Origin of the sequence: Halolamina litorea (genome assembly GCF_026616205.1) — an archaeon.
Classification (GTDB): domain Archaea; phylum Halobacteriota; class Halobacteria; order Halobacteriales; family Haloferacaceae; genus Halolamina; species Halolamina litorea.
In genome coordinates this window covers 775,884-792,406 of record NZ_JANHGR010000001.1, presented here as the reverse complement: position 1 = coordinate 792,406, position 16,523 = coordinate 775,884, and the positions used below count along the sequence as shown (strand labels likewise).

The window sequence follows — 16,523 nt, the reverse complement described above, 5'->3', positions numbered from 1 at the left end:
GGGCCCGAGAACTCAAGTACGATGGCGGGACCACTCCCCGTGATTCGCTGACCGACGCCGCGGGGCGGCCGAGACGGGCGTGTGGCGCACCCCCCGCGGAGCGACGCGCGCCGCCTGTTCGCATAACCGTCGCTGGCCGCCAGCGAGGCGTCGGTAAGGGGAACGCTGATTGTCCACCCCGCACAGTGGCCACCGTGCAGCGACGACAGTTCCTTCCGTTGGCCGCGGTCGCGCTCGCTGGCTGTGTAGGGCCCAGCGACGGCTCCGGCCCCCGAAACCCCCCGACGACGCCGGAGGGCGGCGAACCCGCCGGCGGCGGTGGCGGCGGCCGGGACCTCCGGATCGTCGACGCGGTCCCACGAGAGGGAGACGACGGCTCGCTCGTGTTCGTGATCACCGTCGAGAACACCGTCGGGGCCACCCGGAGCGACGTGCTCGTCGGTCGTGCGACCGTGAACGCCGACTCGGGCGAGACCGAGTACGAGGCCCGCCGGGAGGTCTCACTCGACGGCGACGCCGAGGCCGAGTTCGAACTCGTCTTCGACGTGCCCTACGAGGAGTGGGCCGGGCAGGGGAGCCTCTCCTACGGCTGGGAGGGCGAGATCTAGCGGCGGCGCTCGGCGACACGCTCCTCGGCGGTCTCCTCGCTCACCACCTCGTAGAGCAGCGCCTGCGAGCCGTCGGCGTTGGGACGCAGGATCCGTCCCAGCCGCTGGGTGAACTCCCGCTCGCTCCCCGACCCGGCGAGCAGGACGGCGACGTTCGCGTCCGGCACGTCGACGCCCTCGTCGAGGACGTTCGCGGTCACGACCCGCGAGTACTCCCCCGAGCGGAAGCGATCGAGGATCTCTCGACGCTCGGGCGCGCCGGTCTCGTTGGTGATCGCCGGCAAGAGGTAGCGCTCGGAGAGCCGGTAGACCAAGTCCGTGCTCGCGGTGAAGACGATCACCCGATCCTCGCGGTGGCGGTCCAGCAGCGTTCCCAACTCCGCGACCTTCCGGTCCGCTTCGCGGACGATCCGCCGGGCGCGCTGCTTGGCCAACAGCGCCGCACGAGCCTGCGGATCGCGGCCGGAGCGTTTCACCAACTCCTGATAGTCGCTCCCGCGGTTCATCGAGATGCCCGAGCGCTTGAGGTAGTCGACGAACGTGCCCTGAGCCTCGTCGTAGGCCTCGCGCTCCGCCGCGGTCAGATCGACTTCGATCCGCCGGATCTCGTAGTCGGCGAGGTGTTCGCCGGCGAGGTCGTCCGCGTCGAGCGCGTACACCCGCGGGCCGACGAGGTCGACGATCTGCTCGTGAGCGCCGTCGGGGCGCTCGAACGTCGCCGTCAGGCCCAGCCGCGCGGGCGCCGCGAGCAGCCGCGCGATCTCGCGGTAGCCCTCGCCGCCGAGGTGGTGGACCTCGTCGAAGACGACGAAGCCGAACGACCCGCCCACGTCGTGGGCTTTCAGGTACGCCGAGTCGTACGTTGAGACGGTGATCGGCTCCCGTCGCTGTTCGCCGCCGCCGAACTGCCCGATCGGTACGTCGAACTCGGCTTCCAGTTCGCGGCGCCACTGATCGAGCAGGTCGACGGTCGGCACGACCACCAGCGTCGGCACGCCGAGCGCCGCCATCGCGGCGATGGCGAGCACCGTCTTCCCCGCGCCGGTCGGGAGTTCCACCACGCCGCGGTCGCCGGCGTCGCGCCACGCATCGAGGGCCTCCTGCTGGTACTCTCTGAGTTGATAGCGCGTCGAGAGATCGAGCCGTTCGGTGTCGAGTACCTGATCCACATAGTCGACACCCCGCTCGTCGAGGGCGTCCTTGAGGTCGCTGTAGCGGTACGCCGGCGTCCGGTAGCCGCCGCTGCGGTCGTCGCCGTGGAGGTAGTCGTGTTCGTCGTCGAGTTCGCCGAGCGTTGACGCCGCGTCGTCGCCCTCGCCGCTGCTCACGGCCCGAACCGTCCCGTCCTCGAAGCGGAGCGTGAGCGTCATACCCCGGCTTGACCGCCCCGGCGCTTGTGGATTTCGGGGTCGTGCCGAACGGCTTACCACGACGGGGCCGGTATCGAGAGCCATGAGCGACGACAGCGACGCCGTCTCGGCGTTCCTCGACGCCGCCGACAAGGTGTATAGCGAGTACGATCAGGGCTACATGAACGCCGACGTGGCGCTCTCACAGCTGGAAACCCGCATCGAGACGCTGCGGGACGAAATCGAGGAGTAGTCTTTTCGCGTCGTGGGCCGGTGGGCTACCCATGCCCTCCCGGTCCGGTTCGTACCCCGGCGACGTGAACGTGCTCGGCGCGCGGATCGTCGCCCAACTGATCGACCTCGTGGCGATGTTCTTCCTGATGGTCGCCGTCATCGTCACCCTCGTGGGCCTCCTACCCGTCACCGATCCTGCCGAAGCCGAGTTCCTCGGCGTCGTCACGTTCGTCGGCGTCGCGCTCGGCTACGGAACGCTGTTGGAGGGACGCTACGGCAAGACCCTCGGGAAGATGGCGATGAACGTTCGCGTCGTCAGTCGGGACGGGCGCGAGATTCACTACGGACAAGCGTTCGGGCGGAACATCCCAGCGCTGTTCGGCGGCTGGCCGACGTGGCTGGTCGGTATGGCCACAATCGCGGTGAACGACGACAATCAGCGGCTCTTCGACAAGGCGTCCGACACGTACGTCATCCGGGACACCGGACAGTGAAAAACGGGACCCACCCGACTACTCGCTGATCAGCCCGCGGACGTATTCGACTTTCTCCGCGAACGCCTCGTCGGTTCGCTCTCGGGGCCGGCCGAGGCCCACGTCGACGACCTCCTGCACCTGTCCCGGGCTGGGTTCCATCACGACGATCCGATCGGCGAGCGTCACCGCCTCGTCGACGTCGTGGGTGACGAACAGCACCGTCTTCCCGGTCTCGCGCCAGATAGACAGCAGTTCCGCGTGCAGCATCGACCGGGTCTGGGCGTCGACGCTGCCGAAGGGCTCGTCCATCAGCAGGATCTCGGGGTCGACGGCGAGCGCGCGAGCGATCCCGACTCGCTGCTTCATGCCGCCGGAGAGTCCCTTCGGGTAGCTCTCGGCGAACCCTTCGAGCCCGACGAGGTCGAGCATCTCGGCGACCCGTTGCTCACGTGAGTCGGCGTCGACGCCCTGCTGCTCCAGCCCGAACGCGACGTTCCCGCGGACGCTCCGCCACGGGAACAGGTGGTACTCCTGGAAGACGATCCCGAGGTCGGGCGACGGCTCGATCACGGGGTCGCCGGAGAGCCTGACCTCGCCGACCGTCGCCGGCTCCAGCCCGCCGATGATCCGGAACAGCGTCGTCTTCCCACAGCCCGACGGGCCGACGATGCAGACGAACTCGCCGTCCTCGACGCCGAAGTCCACGCCGTCCAGCGCGCGGACGCCACCGTCGCCGCCGTCGTCGTAGACCTTCGAGACGCCGTCGACGACGACGCGGTTTTCACCGCTCATTGCCACGCCAACACCCGGTTCTGAACGAGACCCACAGCCGTGTCGAGCACGAGATAGACCAGACTCATCACCAGGATGTACGCGAGCACGGCGTCGACAGAGAGGTTCTGGGAGGCGGTGTAGAGCTCCCGGCCGAGGCCGGGCACGCCCATCAGTTCGGCGGCGATGATGAGCATCCAGCACCGCCCGATCCCGGTCCGGATCCCGGTGAGGATTTCGGGGAGCGCCGAGGGGAGCACGACCTTCCGGATCAGTCCGAGGTCGGTGTCGACGCCGAGCGAGCGGGCCACGTCGAGGAACTCCGCCGAGACGCCGTCGACGCCGCCGTAGGCCGCGTAGTAGTTGATCCAGAACGCGCCGGCGGCGATGATGAACGCCGCGCCGGCGTGGTTCAGCCCGATCCACGCGATGGCGAACCCGATCAGCGCCAGCGGCGGCACCGGCCGGAGGACCCGGACGATCGGCGTCGCGAGGTCGTCGGCGAGGTCGCTGTAGGCCATCGTCACGCCCAGTGCGATTCCCAGCGTCGTGCCGACGACGGTGCCGGGGAGCCAGTGGGTGACGCTGGCCATGAGCGCGGTCAGCATCGCGCCCGAACGGAGTTCGACGACGAACACGTCGGCGACGGCCCGGGGCGAGGGGAGCACGTACGCGGGGTTGAACCACGACGCGATCTCCCAGACGAGGACGAACGCGACGACGCCGGCGGCGCCGAGCCCGAGGCGGTGCAGGTCGTACTCGCCGCCGCCGAACTCGGTCCCCAGATCGGTTTCGAGGCCCCCGCTCATCAGAGCCCGTCGTAGAGCGAGTAGTCGAATATCTCCTCGGTCGTGAGTTCGGCGTCGGTCTTACCGAGATCGGCGGCGTACTGAGCGAACGCCTCGGTGCCGCCCTCGATGGCGTGCGGGTCGGTAATGAAGTTCGAGAGCGGGGAGTCCATCGCCTGTTTCGCGGTCTCGGGGGCGAGCGAGGACTCGCCGATGACGGTGCTGGCGTGTTCGGCGGCCGTCTCGCGGTTGTCGTTGACGAACTCCGTCGCGCGCTGGTGCTGCTGGACGAACTGGCTGCCCGTGTCCGAGTTCCGGACCTCGTCGGTCATCAGCGTCACCGCCGCTGGCTGACCGGGCATGAACTCACCCGAGGTGGCGACGAACTCGTAGGGGAGGCCAGCGTTCTGGATCTTCGTCGGCACCGGCTCCATGATCGACGTGCCGTCGACCTCGCCGTTGGCGAGCCCCTGGAACGTCGCGCTGGCGCCGCCGAGCCCGGTGATCTCGACGTTCTCGTTGGCGGCCGGATCGATCCCCAGTTCGTCGGAGAGCCAGTAGCGAAGCAGGATGTCCGGCACCGAGCCCTGCGGGAAGGTGCCGAACTCGAAGGGCCGACCCTTCTCGTCGGCCCACTGGGCGAAGGAGTCCGCGGGGTTCTCGGGGTCCCACATCGCCGTGAACTCCTCGTGGCCGATGATCCCCATCGGCTCCTGGATGTTGGCGGCGACGACCTGCGCGGCGATCCCGCGGTCGATGACGATCATCGCCGGGACGATGCCGAACATCGCCACGTCGATGTCACCGGAGGCGTAGGCCTTCACGATGTCCGGCCCGCTCGAGAACTCCGTCCCCTCGACGGTCGCATCGATCTCGCCGAAGTAGCCCTCCTCCTCCATCACGAAGTACTGCATGTCGGGGTAGATCGGCATGTACGCCACGTTCAGCGCCTCCGAACCGCCGCCGCCGAGGCAGCCGGCCAGCCCGAACGTCGCCGTCGCACCCGTCGCCTTCAGCGCGTCACGCCGCGAGACACGTCTCTGCTCACTCATTGTGCACGGTTACGCTCCGCCACTTAACCACGACTCGTCGCCGGAGAGAACCTCGTTCGGTCGATGACGCCCGGTTCGGCCGGCAGACGCCGGCAACAGCGGTGACGGCGTCGTTGTCTCGGGTCGACGCCACGGCAGGCCGTCCGGGGAAGCTGCAAGAACTGCCGGGAACTTCGGCCGCCGGAGAGCGAACCATTAACGCGGTTCCGGCCAACCTCCGGGTATGCCCCAGTTCGCCGACCGCGTGGAGCGCATCGCCATCTCCGGGATCAGGGAAGTGTTCGAAGCCGCCGGTGAGGACGCCATCAACCTCGGGATCGGTCAGCCCGACTTCCCCACGCCCGACAACGCGCGGTCGGCGGCCGTCGACGCCATCGAGGCGGGGAAGACCGACGCCTACACCGGCAACAAGGGGATCCCCGAACTCCGCGAGGGGATCGTCGCCAAACACGAACGCGACCTCGGCCTCGAGTACGACCCCGAACAGGTGATCGCCACCGCAGGCGGGAGCGAGGCCCTGCACATCGCCCTGGAGGCCCACGTCGGCCCCGGCGACGAGGTCATCATCCCCGACCCCGGCTTCGTCGCCTACGACGCGCTGACGAAACTGACCGGTGCCGAGCCGGTGCCCGTGCCAGTCCGGGACGACCTCACCATCGACCCCGAAGCTATCGAGGCCGCGGTCACCGAGGACACCGCGGCGTTCGTCGTCAACAGCCCCGGGAACCCTACCGGCGCCGTCTCACCGACGGAAGACGTGGAGGCGTTCGCCCGCATCGCCGAGGCGCACGATCTGGTCTGTATCTCCGATGAAGTGTACGGCCGGATCGTCTTCGACGGCGAACACCGCTCGCCCGCCGAGTTCGCCCCCGAGCAGACCGTCGTCGTCGACTCCTGCTCGAAGACCTACTCGATGACCGGCTGGCGGCTTGGCTGGGTCGCGGCAACACCCGACCGCATCGAGCGCATGCTCCGGGTCCACCAGTACGTGCAGGCCTGCGCGTCGGCGCCGGCGCAGTACGCCGCCGCCGAGGCCCTGAGCGGGCCACAGGACGTGGTCGGGGAGATGGCTGAGAGCTTCGAACGGCGGCGCGACCTCGTCGTCGACGGTCTCCGGGAGATCGGCCTCGACGTGCCCGAACCGGAGGGCGCGTTCTACGTCATGCCGGAAGTGCCCGAAGGGTTCGTCGACGAGTGTATCGCCCGCGGCGTCGTCGTCGTCCCCGGGGAGGCGTTCGGCGACGCCGGCGAGGGGTACGCCCGCATCTCCTACGCGACGGGCACCGAGGAACTGAAGGAGGCGCTGGCGATCATGGAGGAGGCCTACGAGGCAGTGCAGTAACCGTAACCGTTTTTGAGAGGTCGGATAAATGACCTGTTCATGGACCGACGTGCTACCCTCCTCGGGTCCGTTGTCGCTTCCGTGATCGCAGCGGCTGTCGTGCTGTCCGGGCTTCCGACAGCAGCGACCCTATCGGCGCTGCTCGGGGCGTTCCTCGCCGGCGTCGTGAGCACCCCCGATAGCTACGACGGCGCGGTCGAAGGCGCGGTCGCGGCAGGCGTGGCTGTACCGCTGACGATGGTTGGGGTCGGTATCGCTCGGTACGTGGCGTTCCAGGGGCTCGACTCACCGATGCAGGCACTCTGGATCACCGGCGGCCCGCAAGCCATCGCCGGCCTCTTCGTCGTCTTCCCGCTGGCGCTCGCCGTCGGCGCGCTCGTCGGGTGGCTGGGGCGACTCGCCCGGGATCTCGCGAGCGGCGGCGTGTCGCTCGCGGGTTCGTAACCGGGGCGAGCCAGCACGGCCGCCGGCGACGGCGTCGACAGAAGTAGCCGCCCTGACTACTGGAACATCCCGGTACGGGAGACCTGCGTGGCCTCGTTCCGGTCGGCCTGTTGCATTCGCTTTGCCAACTCCTTGCGCTGTTCCATGATCTCCTCGGCCTCGTCCACCAGTCGCTCGGTCGGCACGTCGGTGCCGGCGACGGGGTTGATCCCCTGCTTGATGAGCGCGTGTGCTCCCTGCGGGTCCGGGAACCGCGGGTCGGTGTCGACCATGAGGCCGACGGCGTCGACGCCCGCGTCGGCGGCCTCCGAGAGGAGTGCGCCACAGGGGCCCGAGATCATCCCGCCGTCGTCGGGCGGGGCGACCGCCGCCTCGTCGAGGCGGTCCTGCCCGTCGCCGACCCCGATCCCCTCGACACTCGGGACCTCGTCGGCGCCCCGATCAGCCGCCAGCCCCCCGAGGTAGACGGGGAGGATGTCGTGTTCGACCACCCACTCGGTGAGTCGCTCCGCGAACAGCGGGGCGTTGACCACGTCCACCGGCACGTCGCTGCGGAGGGCGATCACCCCCTCGGTGTCGTCGATGTAGAGCCGGATCGGGGAGTTCACCCCGCGCTCGCCGTCGTCGAACACCGTCACCGGCGGGATCCCCTCGCCGCGGACGGTCGCGAACTCGGTCATCTCCTCGGTGTCGATGATGTGGTCGGTCGCGATCTTGCCGACCAGTCCGACGCCCGGCATCCCCTCGATCAGCGTCGCCCCCGTCGGGTCAACCGAGTCGTCGGTGACGTGGATATCGACCATACCGAACGGTCGGCCGGACAGTGGAAGTGCGTTGTGGCAGCCCCCGGATCGGACCGGTGGGACAACGAAGTATTATTGTTCGCGGGGTCGTCGGCTGGGGTATGAACGTCGATTCCCAAGAGATCACCGCGCTCGTGGGCCGTGAGGTCTACTCCAACAACGGGGTCTTCGTCGGCGAAGTCGAGGATGTACGCCTCGATCTCGGGGCCCAGCAGGTGACGGGGCTCGCGCTGGCGGATCTCAACAACGAGCTGTTCCAAGGCAACATCGAGGCCGGCAAGGGCGTCATGGTCCCCTACCGGTGGGTCCGTGCGGTCGGCGACGTGATCCTGATCAACGACATCATCGAGCGACTCCGCGGCCCCGAAGAAGCCGAGGAGACGCTGGCGTAGGCCCGCGCTCGATCACGAACCCTTCTGTCGGCGCTCCACCCGTTCAGGCGCCCCCATCGAGCACGTGGAGCGACACGTCGCCCACGTCGGTGTAGGCGTGGAGTCGGTGGCCGCCCGCGTTCAGGCGCCCGCTCACCCGACCGTTCGAGACCGTGCTGTCGTCGAGTTCGAGGTCCGAATCGACGCCCCCGTCGGACTCGGCGAGCACGTCGAGGTCCAGATCGTCGGCGACGCCGACGACCACGTCACCCACGTCGGTTCCCACCTCGACATCCCCTCTGAGCGCGAGGAGGTCCACCTTCACGTCGCCGACCTCCGAGGTGGCCGCGTCGAGCCCGGTACAGTCGCTTGCGGTGACCGTGCCGACCTCGGTTTCGAGCGTGAGGTAGCCCTCGACCGCCGTCGCCGAGACGTCGCCGACCTCCGTCTGGACCCGCGTGTTCCCCCGCGTCCCGGACAACGAGACATCGCCGACCTGCGTCACCACCCCGGCGATATCGGGGGCGCTGTCGTCGTCGGGAACGGTGATCGTGACCGTCGTCGTGGGGCTCCGGAGCCTGAGTGCCGGGGACCGATCGCTGCTCGTCTCGACGGTGAGTTCGCCGTCACTCAGGTCGATACGGACCCGCACGTCGTCGAGGGCGCCACGGTCACCGCGGACCCGCTTCTCCACCCGGGCGCGAACGGCGTCGGTCTCCTCGGCTCGGACCGTCACGTCGCCGACGCCGTTGACGACCGTGACGGTGTCGACGTCCGCGGGGGTGAACCCCCGGTCGATCGACTCGCTGGCTTCGCTGAAGGAGTCGAGTGGCGCGCCGAGACAGCCGGCGAGCGAGCTCAGAGCAGCGATACCGAACCCGAGGGCTGCGCGACGGGTAGTCTGCATATCTGAGAGGTCGCTACGCCAGGAGATAGCTGTTGTCGGAGCCGGGATAGCTCACAGCACGGGGGGTGGGGTTACGAGCCGTTGCTCTCGCCCTCGACGCCCATCGCGCGGAAGAGCTTTCGCCGGACCGCCTCCTCGGCAAGGGTGAGCAGCGTGTCGCGGTTCTCCTCGGTGGTCTCGATGCCGCCGAAGACGCCCAGCGGGATCTCGACGCTGGCCTGCGTGGAGTGGCCCGCAGCCTCGCCGATGTCGCCGAAGGCGTCCTGCAACACCTTGCCGATGTTGAGCCGAATGTCCTTCGAACGCGCCGAGAGGTAGATGGTGTCCTCGGCGATACCGAAGACGGCCGTGGTGGTGATCCCCTCGAGGTTGAGCAGGTGGGAGGCCGCTTGGGTCAGCGCGTCGCGGTCGCGGATGAACCCCGCGTTGGAGACGAGGTGGCTCCCCTGTACCTCGCGGTTCTGGATCGCCTCGGCGAGCACGTCGAGGGTCTCGGGGGACATCGACGGCGACTCGACCTGTTCGAGGGTCTCGTGGTCCGCGAACGGGTAGAGGTACGCCGCGGCGGTGAGGTCGGCCGGCGTCGTGTCGCGTTTGAAGTCGAGGGTCTCGGCGCGGATGCCGTAGAGCAGCGCGGTCGCCACCTCCTCGCTCGGGGAGATGTCGAACTCCTGCATGTACTTCGTCAGGATCGTCGACGTGGAGGAGACGTTGGGACGCACGTCGACGAACGAGGCGTCGAGCTCCTCGTCGGGTTCGTAGTGGTCGATGAACACGTCGATGGCGGCGTCGATCTCGAGTTCGCCGCTCTTCATGTGGTCGACCAGCGCGAGGGCGCCGTAGGACTCCAGCGGCGGCGCGTCCTCGCGGTCGGTGAGTTCGATCCCGAGCAGGTTGACGAACGCGCGGTTCTCCTGATGGCCGATGTCGCCGTCGTAGAGGATGTCGGCGTCCAGGTCGTAGCTCTCGGCGATGGCCCGAAGCGCGACCGCGCTGGCGATGGAGTCGGGGTCGGGGTTGTGGTGGGTCAGGATGGCGAGGCTCTCGTCGGCGTTGCGGAGGATCTCCGCGAGTTGGCCCGCCTTGTACTCCATCTCGCCGGACTCCAGCGTCCGGAGCGCGGAGTCGGCGATGACCTCGGAGGGGTTGATGACCACGTCGGCACCGAGTTCGCGGAGTTCGTCGCCGCTCACGGGGTCGGAGGCGCGGACGACGAGGAACTGGTCCTCGTCACGCTCGCGGATCGCCTCGACGGCGGCCTTGTTGGCTTCGACGTCCGAGGCGAGGATCAGCACCACGTCCCGGTCGGCGACGGCGTCGACGACGCCGGGGCCGGCGATGTCCTGCACGACCGCGTTGAGGTCCTGATCGCGCAGCGCCTCGACGCGGTCCTCGTCCTTGTCGAGGATGAGGACGTTCTTCCCCTCGGCGTCGAGCGACTCGGCGACGGCGTGGCCGACGCTCCCGCAGCCGAGGATGGCGTACGACGACATCGAGGAGATACTGACCCCGGTGCTCATGTGTACGCTCGGGTTCCGGCGGACGACACTTAAGGTCCACCGTTCGGTCCGGGTCGAAAAGGAAACCCTCTTTATCCCGCCGCCGGGATGTGGTTATGAGGGCCGGTAGCTCAGTTAGGGAGAGCGACGGACTCTTAATCCGTCGGTCGAGGGTTCAAATCCCTTCCGGCCCGCTTCTGCGCGAAACAAACCGTCGAGCGGCGCGTCGACGCCGCGTCACGGCGTTTCGCGAGAACGGGATATGCAGGGATTTGAACGACGGAACGAGCGACCAACGGGAGCGAAGTTCCGGTAGGTCACAATCCCTTCCGGCCCCCTTCTGCAGTCCGATCACGAGTCCCCCAGCCACTGCTGTATCGCCCAGCCGAAAACGACGAGCAGTACGCCCGCGAGCGCGCCGGCGACGCCGACACCGCCGAACAGGACCGCCAGCCCCCACGCCGGGGCGTCGCCGCCGTCGCTGACACCCAGCAGGAGCGACCCACGGGCGAGTAGGAAGAACGCGACTCCGGGGGCGACGCCGGCGGCCAGCGTACTCGCGAGACTGGCTCCTCGGTAGGTGTTCGCCGCGCCGACGCCGATGGGGGCGAGCGTGAACAGCCCCGGGAAGAGGATCGGTCGGTAGACGACCCGCGGGAGCGTCGGCTCGCCGTTCGTGACGGTCCCGACGACGAGACCGAGGAGGTAGGTGAGGAGGATCAGCCCGACGAACCCGACGGGGAGGAGCCACTCACGTTGGTCCCGCGGGAGGAGGTGGAGGGAGTCGATCGGCACAGGCGTCGATAGGGAGAAACAGCCGATATAGCTACCGTCGGCTCAGTCGAACTGGAAGCCGTCCTCGTCGTTGCCGTCGCCGTCGGCGACCACGTCGCCGATCGAGGCAGCCCAGTCGTCGATGTTCTCGGCGACGAAGTCCCGGCCGCCGAGGCCGAACGCGAGGCCGAACGCGATCGCCAGCGAGAGCCCCAGCGCGCCCGAGAAGACGACGACGACCGTCGAGAGGAGGTTCGTCAGGACCGACACGTCCACGCCGACGGTCGCCAGCGTGACGGTGATCGTGAGGTAGTAGACGAGTAGCTTCACCGCAAGGCCGGCGACGTGCGTCGCCTGCCCGTCGCCGGTGTTCTCGGTGACCTCCGCAGCGCGCTCGGCGAGCCAGACGCCGACGAGCAGGACGAGCAAACCCGCCGTCAGCGCCGGCAAGTAGCTCGCGAACTCGTTGAGCAGCGTCGACAGCGCGCCGATGTCGAGGATGTCCGCGGCCGCGAGCAGCGTCAGCAGGTAGACGTAGTAGGTGACGAGCGTCCCGACGAGGTAGCTGAACGGGTACTCGTCGCCGACCGCGGCGAAGGGCGTCTCCCGGAGGTAGCGCCCGACGCCGAAATCACTCACCACGCCGGCGACCATGTCGCCGACGATACGGCCGGCGACGAACCCGACGATCAGCACCGCCAGCGCACCTAGCACGACCGGCGTGTAGCTCCCCAAGTCCGAGAGCAGCGAGGTCAGTTCGTTGATCCCCAGCACGTCCGCCGCCGCGAGCAGCGCGACGAGGTAGACGTAGTAGGCGACGACGCGCCCCAGCCCACGGGCGATGCCGTCGTTCCGTTCGACGCCCTCGACGGCGGTGCCACCAGCGTAGTGCCCGAGACCGACCCGCCGGGCCAGCCGCGTGACGATTCCGCCGACGATCCGTCCCACCACCAGCCCGACCACCAGAATCGCGACCGCCCCCAGCAGCGTCGGGAGGAACTCCACCAGCCCGTCGAACGTCGACGGGTCGACCCATGTCGAAATCTGTGACATTCTCCTCCAACACCGCAAGCGATTCCGATAAAGGTACGACGTGGTTTGTGGCCGACCGGCACCGACCGGTCAGGGACGAGCGGTCACTCCCGGCTGGCCCCGACCGAAACCGAGCCGTCCTCCTGGACGGTGATCTCGATGTCCGCCAGCCCCGTCGACGGCCCGAGTCTGATCGACCATTCCTCGGGGGCGCCGCCGTCGAGCGCGACCGAGAGCGTCGCCTCGCCCGGCTCCGGGGGGCTCTCGACGTACTCGTCGATCACGCCGCCGGGGGAGAGAGTGATCGTTCGATCGAACAACGCCTCGTCACGGAGGTCGATCAGCACGTCGGCCTCGTGTTGCTCGTCGGTGTGGTTGTTCAGCGTCAGATCGATCGGGTCGGGCGTCGACGGGGAATCGGCGTCGCCGGTGCACCCGGCGACGGCGAGTACGCTCGTCGTGGCGATCCCGGCGAGAACCGTGCGGCGGGTGGAGGGCATCGTCGGCGACTCGCGGGGCAGCGGTGTATGCTTTCCCCCCTCAGTCGGTTCGGCCGTCGCGGGCCTTCCGCTGGAGCATCGACGCCCGCTCGGTTTCGGTGGTGAGGTCGGGCACCGGCTGGGGATCACCCGCCTCGTCGACGGCGACGAAGACGAAGTACGACTCCGTGGTCTTCTCACGCTCGCCCGTGCGGGGCTTCTCGCGGAACGCCTCCAGACGCACGTCGACGCTCGTCTCGCCGGCGTCGTAGACGTACCCCCGGATCACCGCCGTCTCGCCGACGGGGATCGGTCGCTCGAAGTCCATCCGTGCGATGGAGGCGGTGACACAGCTCTCGCCGGCGAAACGGGTCGCCGAGAGCGCGCCGACCTCGTCCATCCACTTGGTGACGTTCCCGCCGTGGGCGGTGCCGTAGCTGTTGGCGTCGGTGGGCTGGACGGGTTCGCGGTTCTCGATGTACGTATCGAGCAGGTCCGGCATGGGCCCCCATCGCGGCCGACCGCAAAGAGAGTGTGCGCTGACCGGCCGGGAGCGCGCCCTTTTTGCCCGCGTGGCGGGAATCACCGGTAATGGCGAAAGTGAGCGTCGGCCTTCGTGGCTGGCGGTTCGACGAGGAGGAGGTATTCACCGACGACGGGGAGTGGGCCCCCCTCGACGAGATGAGCGACGACACCCGGAACCGCATCCTGCGACTCGGGATGTTGCTCGACCAGCCCTGTGACGCCTGCTACCTCGAGCACGGCGAGGAGTACCGCAAGCGGGCGAAAGCCGCAGCCATCGTCTACGGCGAACCCGGGGACGAAGTGCTGCTGTGTGAGTCCCACGAGAGCGACTTCCTCTACTGGTTCCGCGAGACCGGCGGCAGCGACCTCACGGGCGAGGAGGAGTTCCGCGACAGCTTCCACGAGTGGTTCGCCGCGGGCAACCGCGCACCCGAGGGGTACGGCCCGGACGAGCACATCGAGGAGTCACCCGAAAGCCTGCCGAACCTCCCGACCCCCGAGGAGGCACAGCGCCGCCTCGAGGAGGCCGCGGAGTACGAGGAGAAACGCTACGACCTGCGCGACCCCGACCAGGTCGACGGCGACGCCGGGGAGGAGGAGGACCTCGACATGGAGGGGCTCGACCTCGACACCGAGTACCCGAGCGGATGAGCGACGAGCACACCGACCCGGCGACGAACGGCGCGAGCGGCGACGGGTCCAAGAATGCGGCGGCCGACGCCGCCGGCGTCGCGCCCGACATCTCGGTCTGTATTGTCGAACCCCAGACGCCGGGCAACGTCGGCACCATCGCTCGCGCGATGAAGAACTTCGGCCTCTCGGACCTGCTGTTGGTCGATCCACCCGAAATCGAGCCCGACGGCGAGGCCTACGGCTTCGCCGGCCACGCCCGGCAGGACGTGCTTCCCGAGGCCGAGGAGGTCAGCTTCGAGGAGGTCTGTGCGAACTACCACACCGTCGGCTTCACCGCCATCACCGGCGAGGACAGCCGCAAGCACGTCCGGTTCCCCTACGCGACGCCGGAGAGTCTCGTCGACCAACTCCGCGGTGTGGATGCGCCCGTCGCGCTCGTGTTCGGCCGCGAGGACAAGGGGCTCTCGAACGAGGAACTCGAACAGCTCGATCAGGTCGCCTCGATCCCCGCCGACCCCGACTACCCCGTGATGAACCTCGGGCAGGCGGCGACGGTGACGCTGTACGAACTCCGAACGCTCACGCTCGAAAACGGCGAGACCCAGCTACCGGACATCGACGCCCACCGTGCCGACCCCGAAGAGGTCGAGCGGCTCCACGACTACTGGGACGAGTTCCTGCAGTCGATGGGCCACCGCGAGCACAAACACGAGAAGACCGAGCGGATGCTCCGCCGGCTGGTGGGTCGGGCGAACCCGACCGATCGGGAGGTCACGACGCTGCTCGGCGTTCTGCGGCGCGCGACCGACCAACTGGACGAGCGACGAAAGCTCCTCGACGAACTCGACGAGGAAGACGAACTGCGGCGCTGAGTCCGACCGACGGCGCCGGCCCCGCGTTCGAAACTACCGTCGAGCGTACATCACTTCGCTGGTCATCGAGAGCACCACCTCGTCGTCGGTCACCGTCTCCGAGCGAACCCGGACGGTCCCGCGGTCCGCACTGTCGACCGATTTCTCGAGCACTTCCGTCCGGACCGAGAGCGAGTCGCCCGGGCGAACCGGTCGTGGGAACCGCAGTTCCTCGACGCCTCGTGCGCCCATCGCCGCGCTGTCGGCGAAGTGGCCGTCGACGAGCAGTCGCATCGTCATCGCGCAGGTGTGCCAGCCGGAGGCGATGACGCCGCCGTAAATCGTCTCAGCGGCGGCTTCCGGATCGGTGTGGAACGGTTGCGGGTCGTACTGCCCGGCGAACTCCAGGATCTCCGCTTCGGTCACCTCGTAGGTGCCGAACTCGTCGGTGTCGCCGACGGAGACGTCTTCGAAGTAGGTGGTCACAGCCGCCGTTCACCCGGCGTCGTGTTGGCTGTTCCGGCGCTGTCAGTCCGCGTAGTGGACTTCGACGTTCCCGCCCTCGGAGAGGTCGCTGCGGATCACGTCGTCGCTGGTGTCGGGGCGGAGCCGCGCGAGCGGGTCGTCGGCCGTCGCCAGGGCGAACCCACAGAAGACGAGTAGGAACCCCGCGCCGGTGGTCGCCGTCGGCGCGCGGCCGAGCACCGCCCACGCGCCCATCGCCGCCGTCACCGGTTCGAGGTAGGCGACGAGGTTCACACGGACCGGGCCGACCCGCGAGAGCAGTTCGAAGTAGGCGAGGTAGCCGATGACGCCGGCGCCGAGCACGAGGTAGACGAACGGCAGCGCCGACTCGCCGCTGGCGACACCCGTGGGGAACGCCTCTCCCCGGGCGATGGCGCCGACGACGAGTACCGTCGAACCGACCAGCATCGCCCAACCCTGCAGCGCCGCCGGGGGCAGGTCCGAGTCGAGCGCGCGGAGCCCGACCGAACCGGTGGCGAACAGCGCGACGCCGACGAACACCAGCCCGACGCCAGCGAGGGGGACCGATGCCCCGCCGGGGTTGGCGATGACGACGACGCCGCCGACGCCGAACAGGAGACCGAGGCCGTCGACGAGGTCCGGCGACTCCTCGGCTAACAACAGGCCGGCGGCGACGGTGGTCAGCACCGGCGAGAGGCTGACGATCACCGACGAGATCGACCCCGGGATCAGGGTCGTCCCCAGATAGAGCAGGCCGTGGTAGCCGGCGACGACGAACGTGGCGATGACGCCGACCGCGAGCCACTCGTCACGGCCGTTCGGACGGAAGCGACCAGTCGCGGCGGCGACCGCAGAAATCACTGCACCCGCGAGGAGGTAGCGGAGGCCGGCGAACCACAGCGGCGGCACCGACCCCAGCCCCATCTCGATGGCGACGAACGCGCCGCCCCAGATCCATGCGAGGGAAACGAACAACACAGCGGCCAGAAGTTGGCCGCGACTCCAGCGAATCGCACTCATTTTCGTGTTTGTACCGAATCGAGATCGATACTTATGCTTGTCTCCCTCGGTTCCGTCGTTTTTCGATTTTGATTCTGGA

General features: G+C 68.6%; 21 protein-coding genes and 1 tRNA gene. 9 read left to right on the top strand and 13 right to left on the bottom strand.

What is annotated here, in order from left to right; all coding sequences use genetic code 11:
• Window positions 1–194: 194 nt before the first annotated feature.
• Entirely contained in the window at window positions 195–608 is a 414-nt protein-coding gene (locus NO998_RS04250; RefSeq protein ID WP_267645810.1) for a hypothetical protein, read from the top strand.
• On the opposite strand, the gene NO998_RS04245 is transcribed toward NO998_RS04250, so the two are convergent.
• On the bottom strand, window positions 605–1,978 hold the full coding sequence (locus NO998_RS04245; RefSeq protein WP_267645809.1) for a DEAD/DEAH box helicase: 1,374 nt from the start codon (window positions 1,976–1,978) through the stop codon (window positions 605–607). The genes NO998_RS04250 and NO998_RS04245 overlap by 4 nt on opposite strands.
• Before the next feature lie 82 nt (window positions 1,979–2,060).
• On the opposite strand from NO998_RS04245, the gene NO998_RS04240 reads away from it, so the two are divergent.
• On the top strand, window positions 2,061–2,210 hold the full coding sequence (locus tag NO998_RS04240; protein WP_267645808.1) for a hypothetical protein: 150 nt from the start codon (window positions 2,061–2,063) through the stop codon (window positions 2,208–2,210).
• A 31-nt stretch (window positions 2,211–2,241) separates the two neighbouring features.
• Window positions 2,242–2,685 carry an RDD family protein gene (locus NO998_RS04235; RefSeq protein WP_267645807.1) on the top strand — a complete coding sequence of 148 codons (444 nt, stop codon included), beginning with the start codon at window positions 2,242–2,244 and terminating at the stop codon, window positions 2,683–2,685.
• Window positions 2,686–2,703: 18 nt separating this feature from the next.
• Here NO998_RS04235 and NO998_RS04230 read toward each other — a convergent pair whose 3' ends face one another.
• Genes NO998_RS04230 through NO998_RS04220 form a run of 3 tightly spaced genes read right to left on the bottom strand, consistent with a single transcriptional unit; the run spans window position 2,704 to window position 5,278 of the window.
• Entirely contained in the window at window positions 2,704–3,459 is a 756-nt protein-coding gene (locus NO998_RS04230; protein ID WP_267645805.1) for an ABC transporter ATP-binding protein, read from the bottom strand.
• Window positions 3,456–4,247, bottom strand: a complete 792-nt coding sequence (locus tag NO998_RS04225; protein ID WP_267645803.1) for an ABC transporter permease — start codon at window positions 4,245–4,247, stop codon at window positions 3,456–3,458. The genes NO998_RS04230 and NO998_RS04225 overlap by 4 nt, the downstream gene beginning before the upstream one ends.
• Complete coding sequence (locus tag NO998_RS04220; RefSeq protein ID WP_267645801.1) at window positions 4,247–5,278, bottom strand: ABC transporter substrate-binding protein; 1,032 nt, start codon at window positions 5,276–5,278, stop codon at window positions 4,247–4,249. Before NO998_RS04220 ends, NO998_RS04225 begins: the two co-directional genes overlap by 1 nt.
• Before the next feature lie 223 nt (window positions 5,279–5,501).
• Between NO998_RS04220 and NO998_RS04215 the strand changes: the two genes are divergently transcribed.
• Together NO998_RS04215 and NO998_RS04210 are read left to right on the top strand one after the other, a co-directional pair.
• Window positions 5,502–6,620, top strand: a complete 1,119-nt coding sequence (locus NO998_RS04215; RefSeq protein WP_267645799.1) for a pyridoxal phosphate-dependent aminotransferase — start codon at window positions 5,502–5,504, stop codon at window positions 6,618–6,620.
• Between the two features lie 39 nt (window positions 6,621–6,659).
• Window positions 6,660–7,064 carry a hypothetical protein gene (locus tag NO998_RS04210; protein WP_267645798.1) on the top strand — a complete coding sequence of 135 codons (405 nt, stop codon included), beginning with the start codon at window positions 6,660–6,662 and terminating at the stop codon, window positions 7,062–7,064.
• 56 nt (window positions 7,065–7,120) lie between these two features.
• On the opposite strand, the gene NO998_RS04205 is transcribed toward NO998_RS04210, so the two are convergent.
• Entirely contained in the window at window positions 7,121–7,867 is a 747-nt protein-coding gene (locus tag NO998_RS04205) for a proteasome assembly chaperone family protein (RefSeq protein ID WP_267645796.1), read from the bottom strand.
• Between the two features lie 101 nt (window positions 7,868–7,968).
• Here NO998_RS04205 and NO998_RS04200 point away from each other — a divergent pair, with 101 nt between their 5' ends.
• A complete protein-coding gene (locus NO998_RS04200) occupies window positions 7,969–8,259 on the top strand; it encodes a PRC-barrel domain-containing protein (RefSeq protein WP_267645795.1) in 291 nt (96 codons plus the stop codon).
• Between the two features lie 43 nt (window positions 8,260–8,302).
• Here NO998_RS04200 and NO998_RS04195 read toward each other — a convergent pair whose 3' ends face one another.
• On the bottom strand, window positions 8,303–9,145 hold the full coding sequence (locus tag NO998_RS04195) for a DUF4097 family beta strand repeat-containing protein (RefSeq protein ID WP_267645794.1): 843 nt from the start codon (window positions 9,143–9,145) through the stop codon (window positions 8,303–8,305).
• A 71-nt stretch (window positions 9,146–9,216) separates the two neighbouring features.
• Entirely contained in the window at window positions 9,217–10,665 is a 1,449-nt protein-coding gene (locus NO998_RS04190; protein ID WP_267645792.1) for a DHH family phosphoesterase, read from the bottom strand.
• 99 nt (window positions 10,666–10,764) lie between these two features.
• On the opposite strand from NO998_RS04190, the gene NO998_RS04185 reads away from it, so the two are divergent.
• Window positions 10,765–10,838: transfer RNA gene (locus tag NO998_RS04185), tRNA-Lys, on the top strand.
• Between the two features lie 157 nt (window positions 10,839–10,995).
• Here NO998_RS04185 and NO998_RS04180 read toward each other — a convergent pair.
• From NO998_RS04180 to NO998_RS04165, 4 genes are all read right to left on the bottom strand, one after another.
• Window positions 10,996–11,439, bottom strand: coding sequence for a hypothetical protein (locus tag NO998_RS04180; RefSeq protein ID WP_267645791.1), 444 nt, complete (start codon window positions 11,437–11,439; stop codon window positions 10,996–10,998).
• A 42-nt stretch (window positions 11,440–11,481) separates the two neighbouring features.
• Entirely contained in the window at window positions 11,482–12,471 is a 990-nt protein-coding gene (locus tag NO998_RS04175) for a mechanosensitive ion channel family protein (protein ID WP_267645790.1), read from the bottom strand.
• Between the two features lie 83 nt (window positions 12,472–12,554).
• On the bottom strand, window positions 12,555–12,950 hold the full coding sequence (locus NO998_RS04170; protein ID WP_267645789.1) for an Ig-like domain-containing protein: 396 nt from the start codon (window positions 12,948–12,950) through the stop codon (window positions 12,555–12,557).
• Window positions 12,951–12,990: 40 nt separating this feature from the next.
• Window positions 12,991–13,431 carry an acyl-CoA thioesterase gene (locus tag NO998_RS04165; RefSeq protein ID WP_267645788.1) on the bottom strand — a complete coding sequence of 147 codons (441 nt, stop codon included), beginning with the start codon at window positions 13,429–13,431 and terminating at the stop codon, window positions 12,991–12,993.
• Between the two features lie 89 nt (window positions 13,432–13,520).
• Here NO998_RS04165 and NO998_RS04160 point away from each other — a divergent pair, with 89 nt between their 5' ends.
• A complete protein-coding gene (locus NO998_RS04160; RefSeq protein WP_267645787.1) occupies window positions 13,521–14,105 on the top strand; it encodes a DUF8114 family protein in 585 nt (194 codons plus the stop codon).
• Window positions 14,102–14,959 (top strand): RNA methyltransferase, encoded by an 858-nt coding sequence (locus NO998_RS04155; RefSeq protein WP_267645786.1) that lies wholly within the window; start codon window positions 14,102–14,104, stop codon window positions 14,957–14,959. The genes NO998_RS04160 and NO998_RS04155 overlap by 4 nt, the downstream gene beginning before the upstream one ends.
• Window positions 14,960–14,992: 33 nt before the next feature.
• Here the strand turns inward: NO998_RS04155 and NO998_RS04150 are convergent, their stop codons facing one another.
• Window positions 14,993–15,424 carry a MaoC family dehydratase gene (locus NO998_RS04150; RefSeq protein WP_267645785.1) on the bottom strand — a complete coding sequence of 144 codons (432 nt, stop codon included), beginning with the start codon at window positions 15,422–15,424 and terminating at the stop codon, window positions 14,993–14,995.
• Between the two features lie 42 nt (window positions 15,425–15,466).
• A complete protein-coding gene (locus NO998_RS04145) occupies window positions 15,467–16,402 on the bottom strand; it encodes a DMT family transporter (protein ID WP_267645784.1) in 936 nt (311 codons plus the stop codon).
• Between the last annotated feature and the right edge of the window lie 121 nt (window positions 16,403–16,523).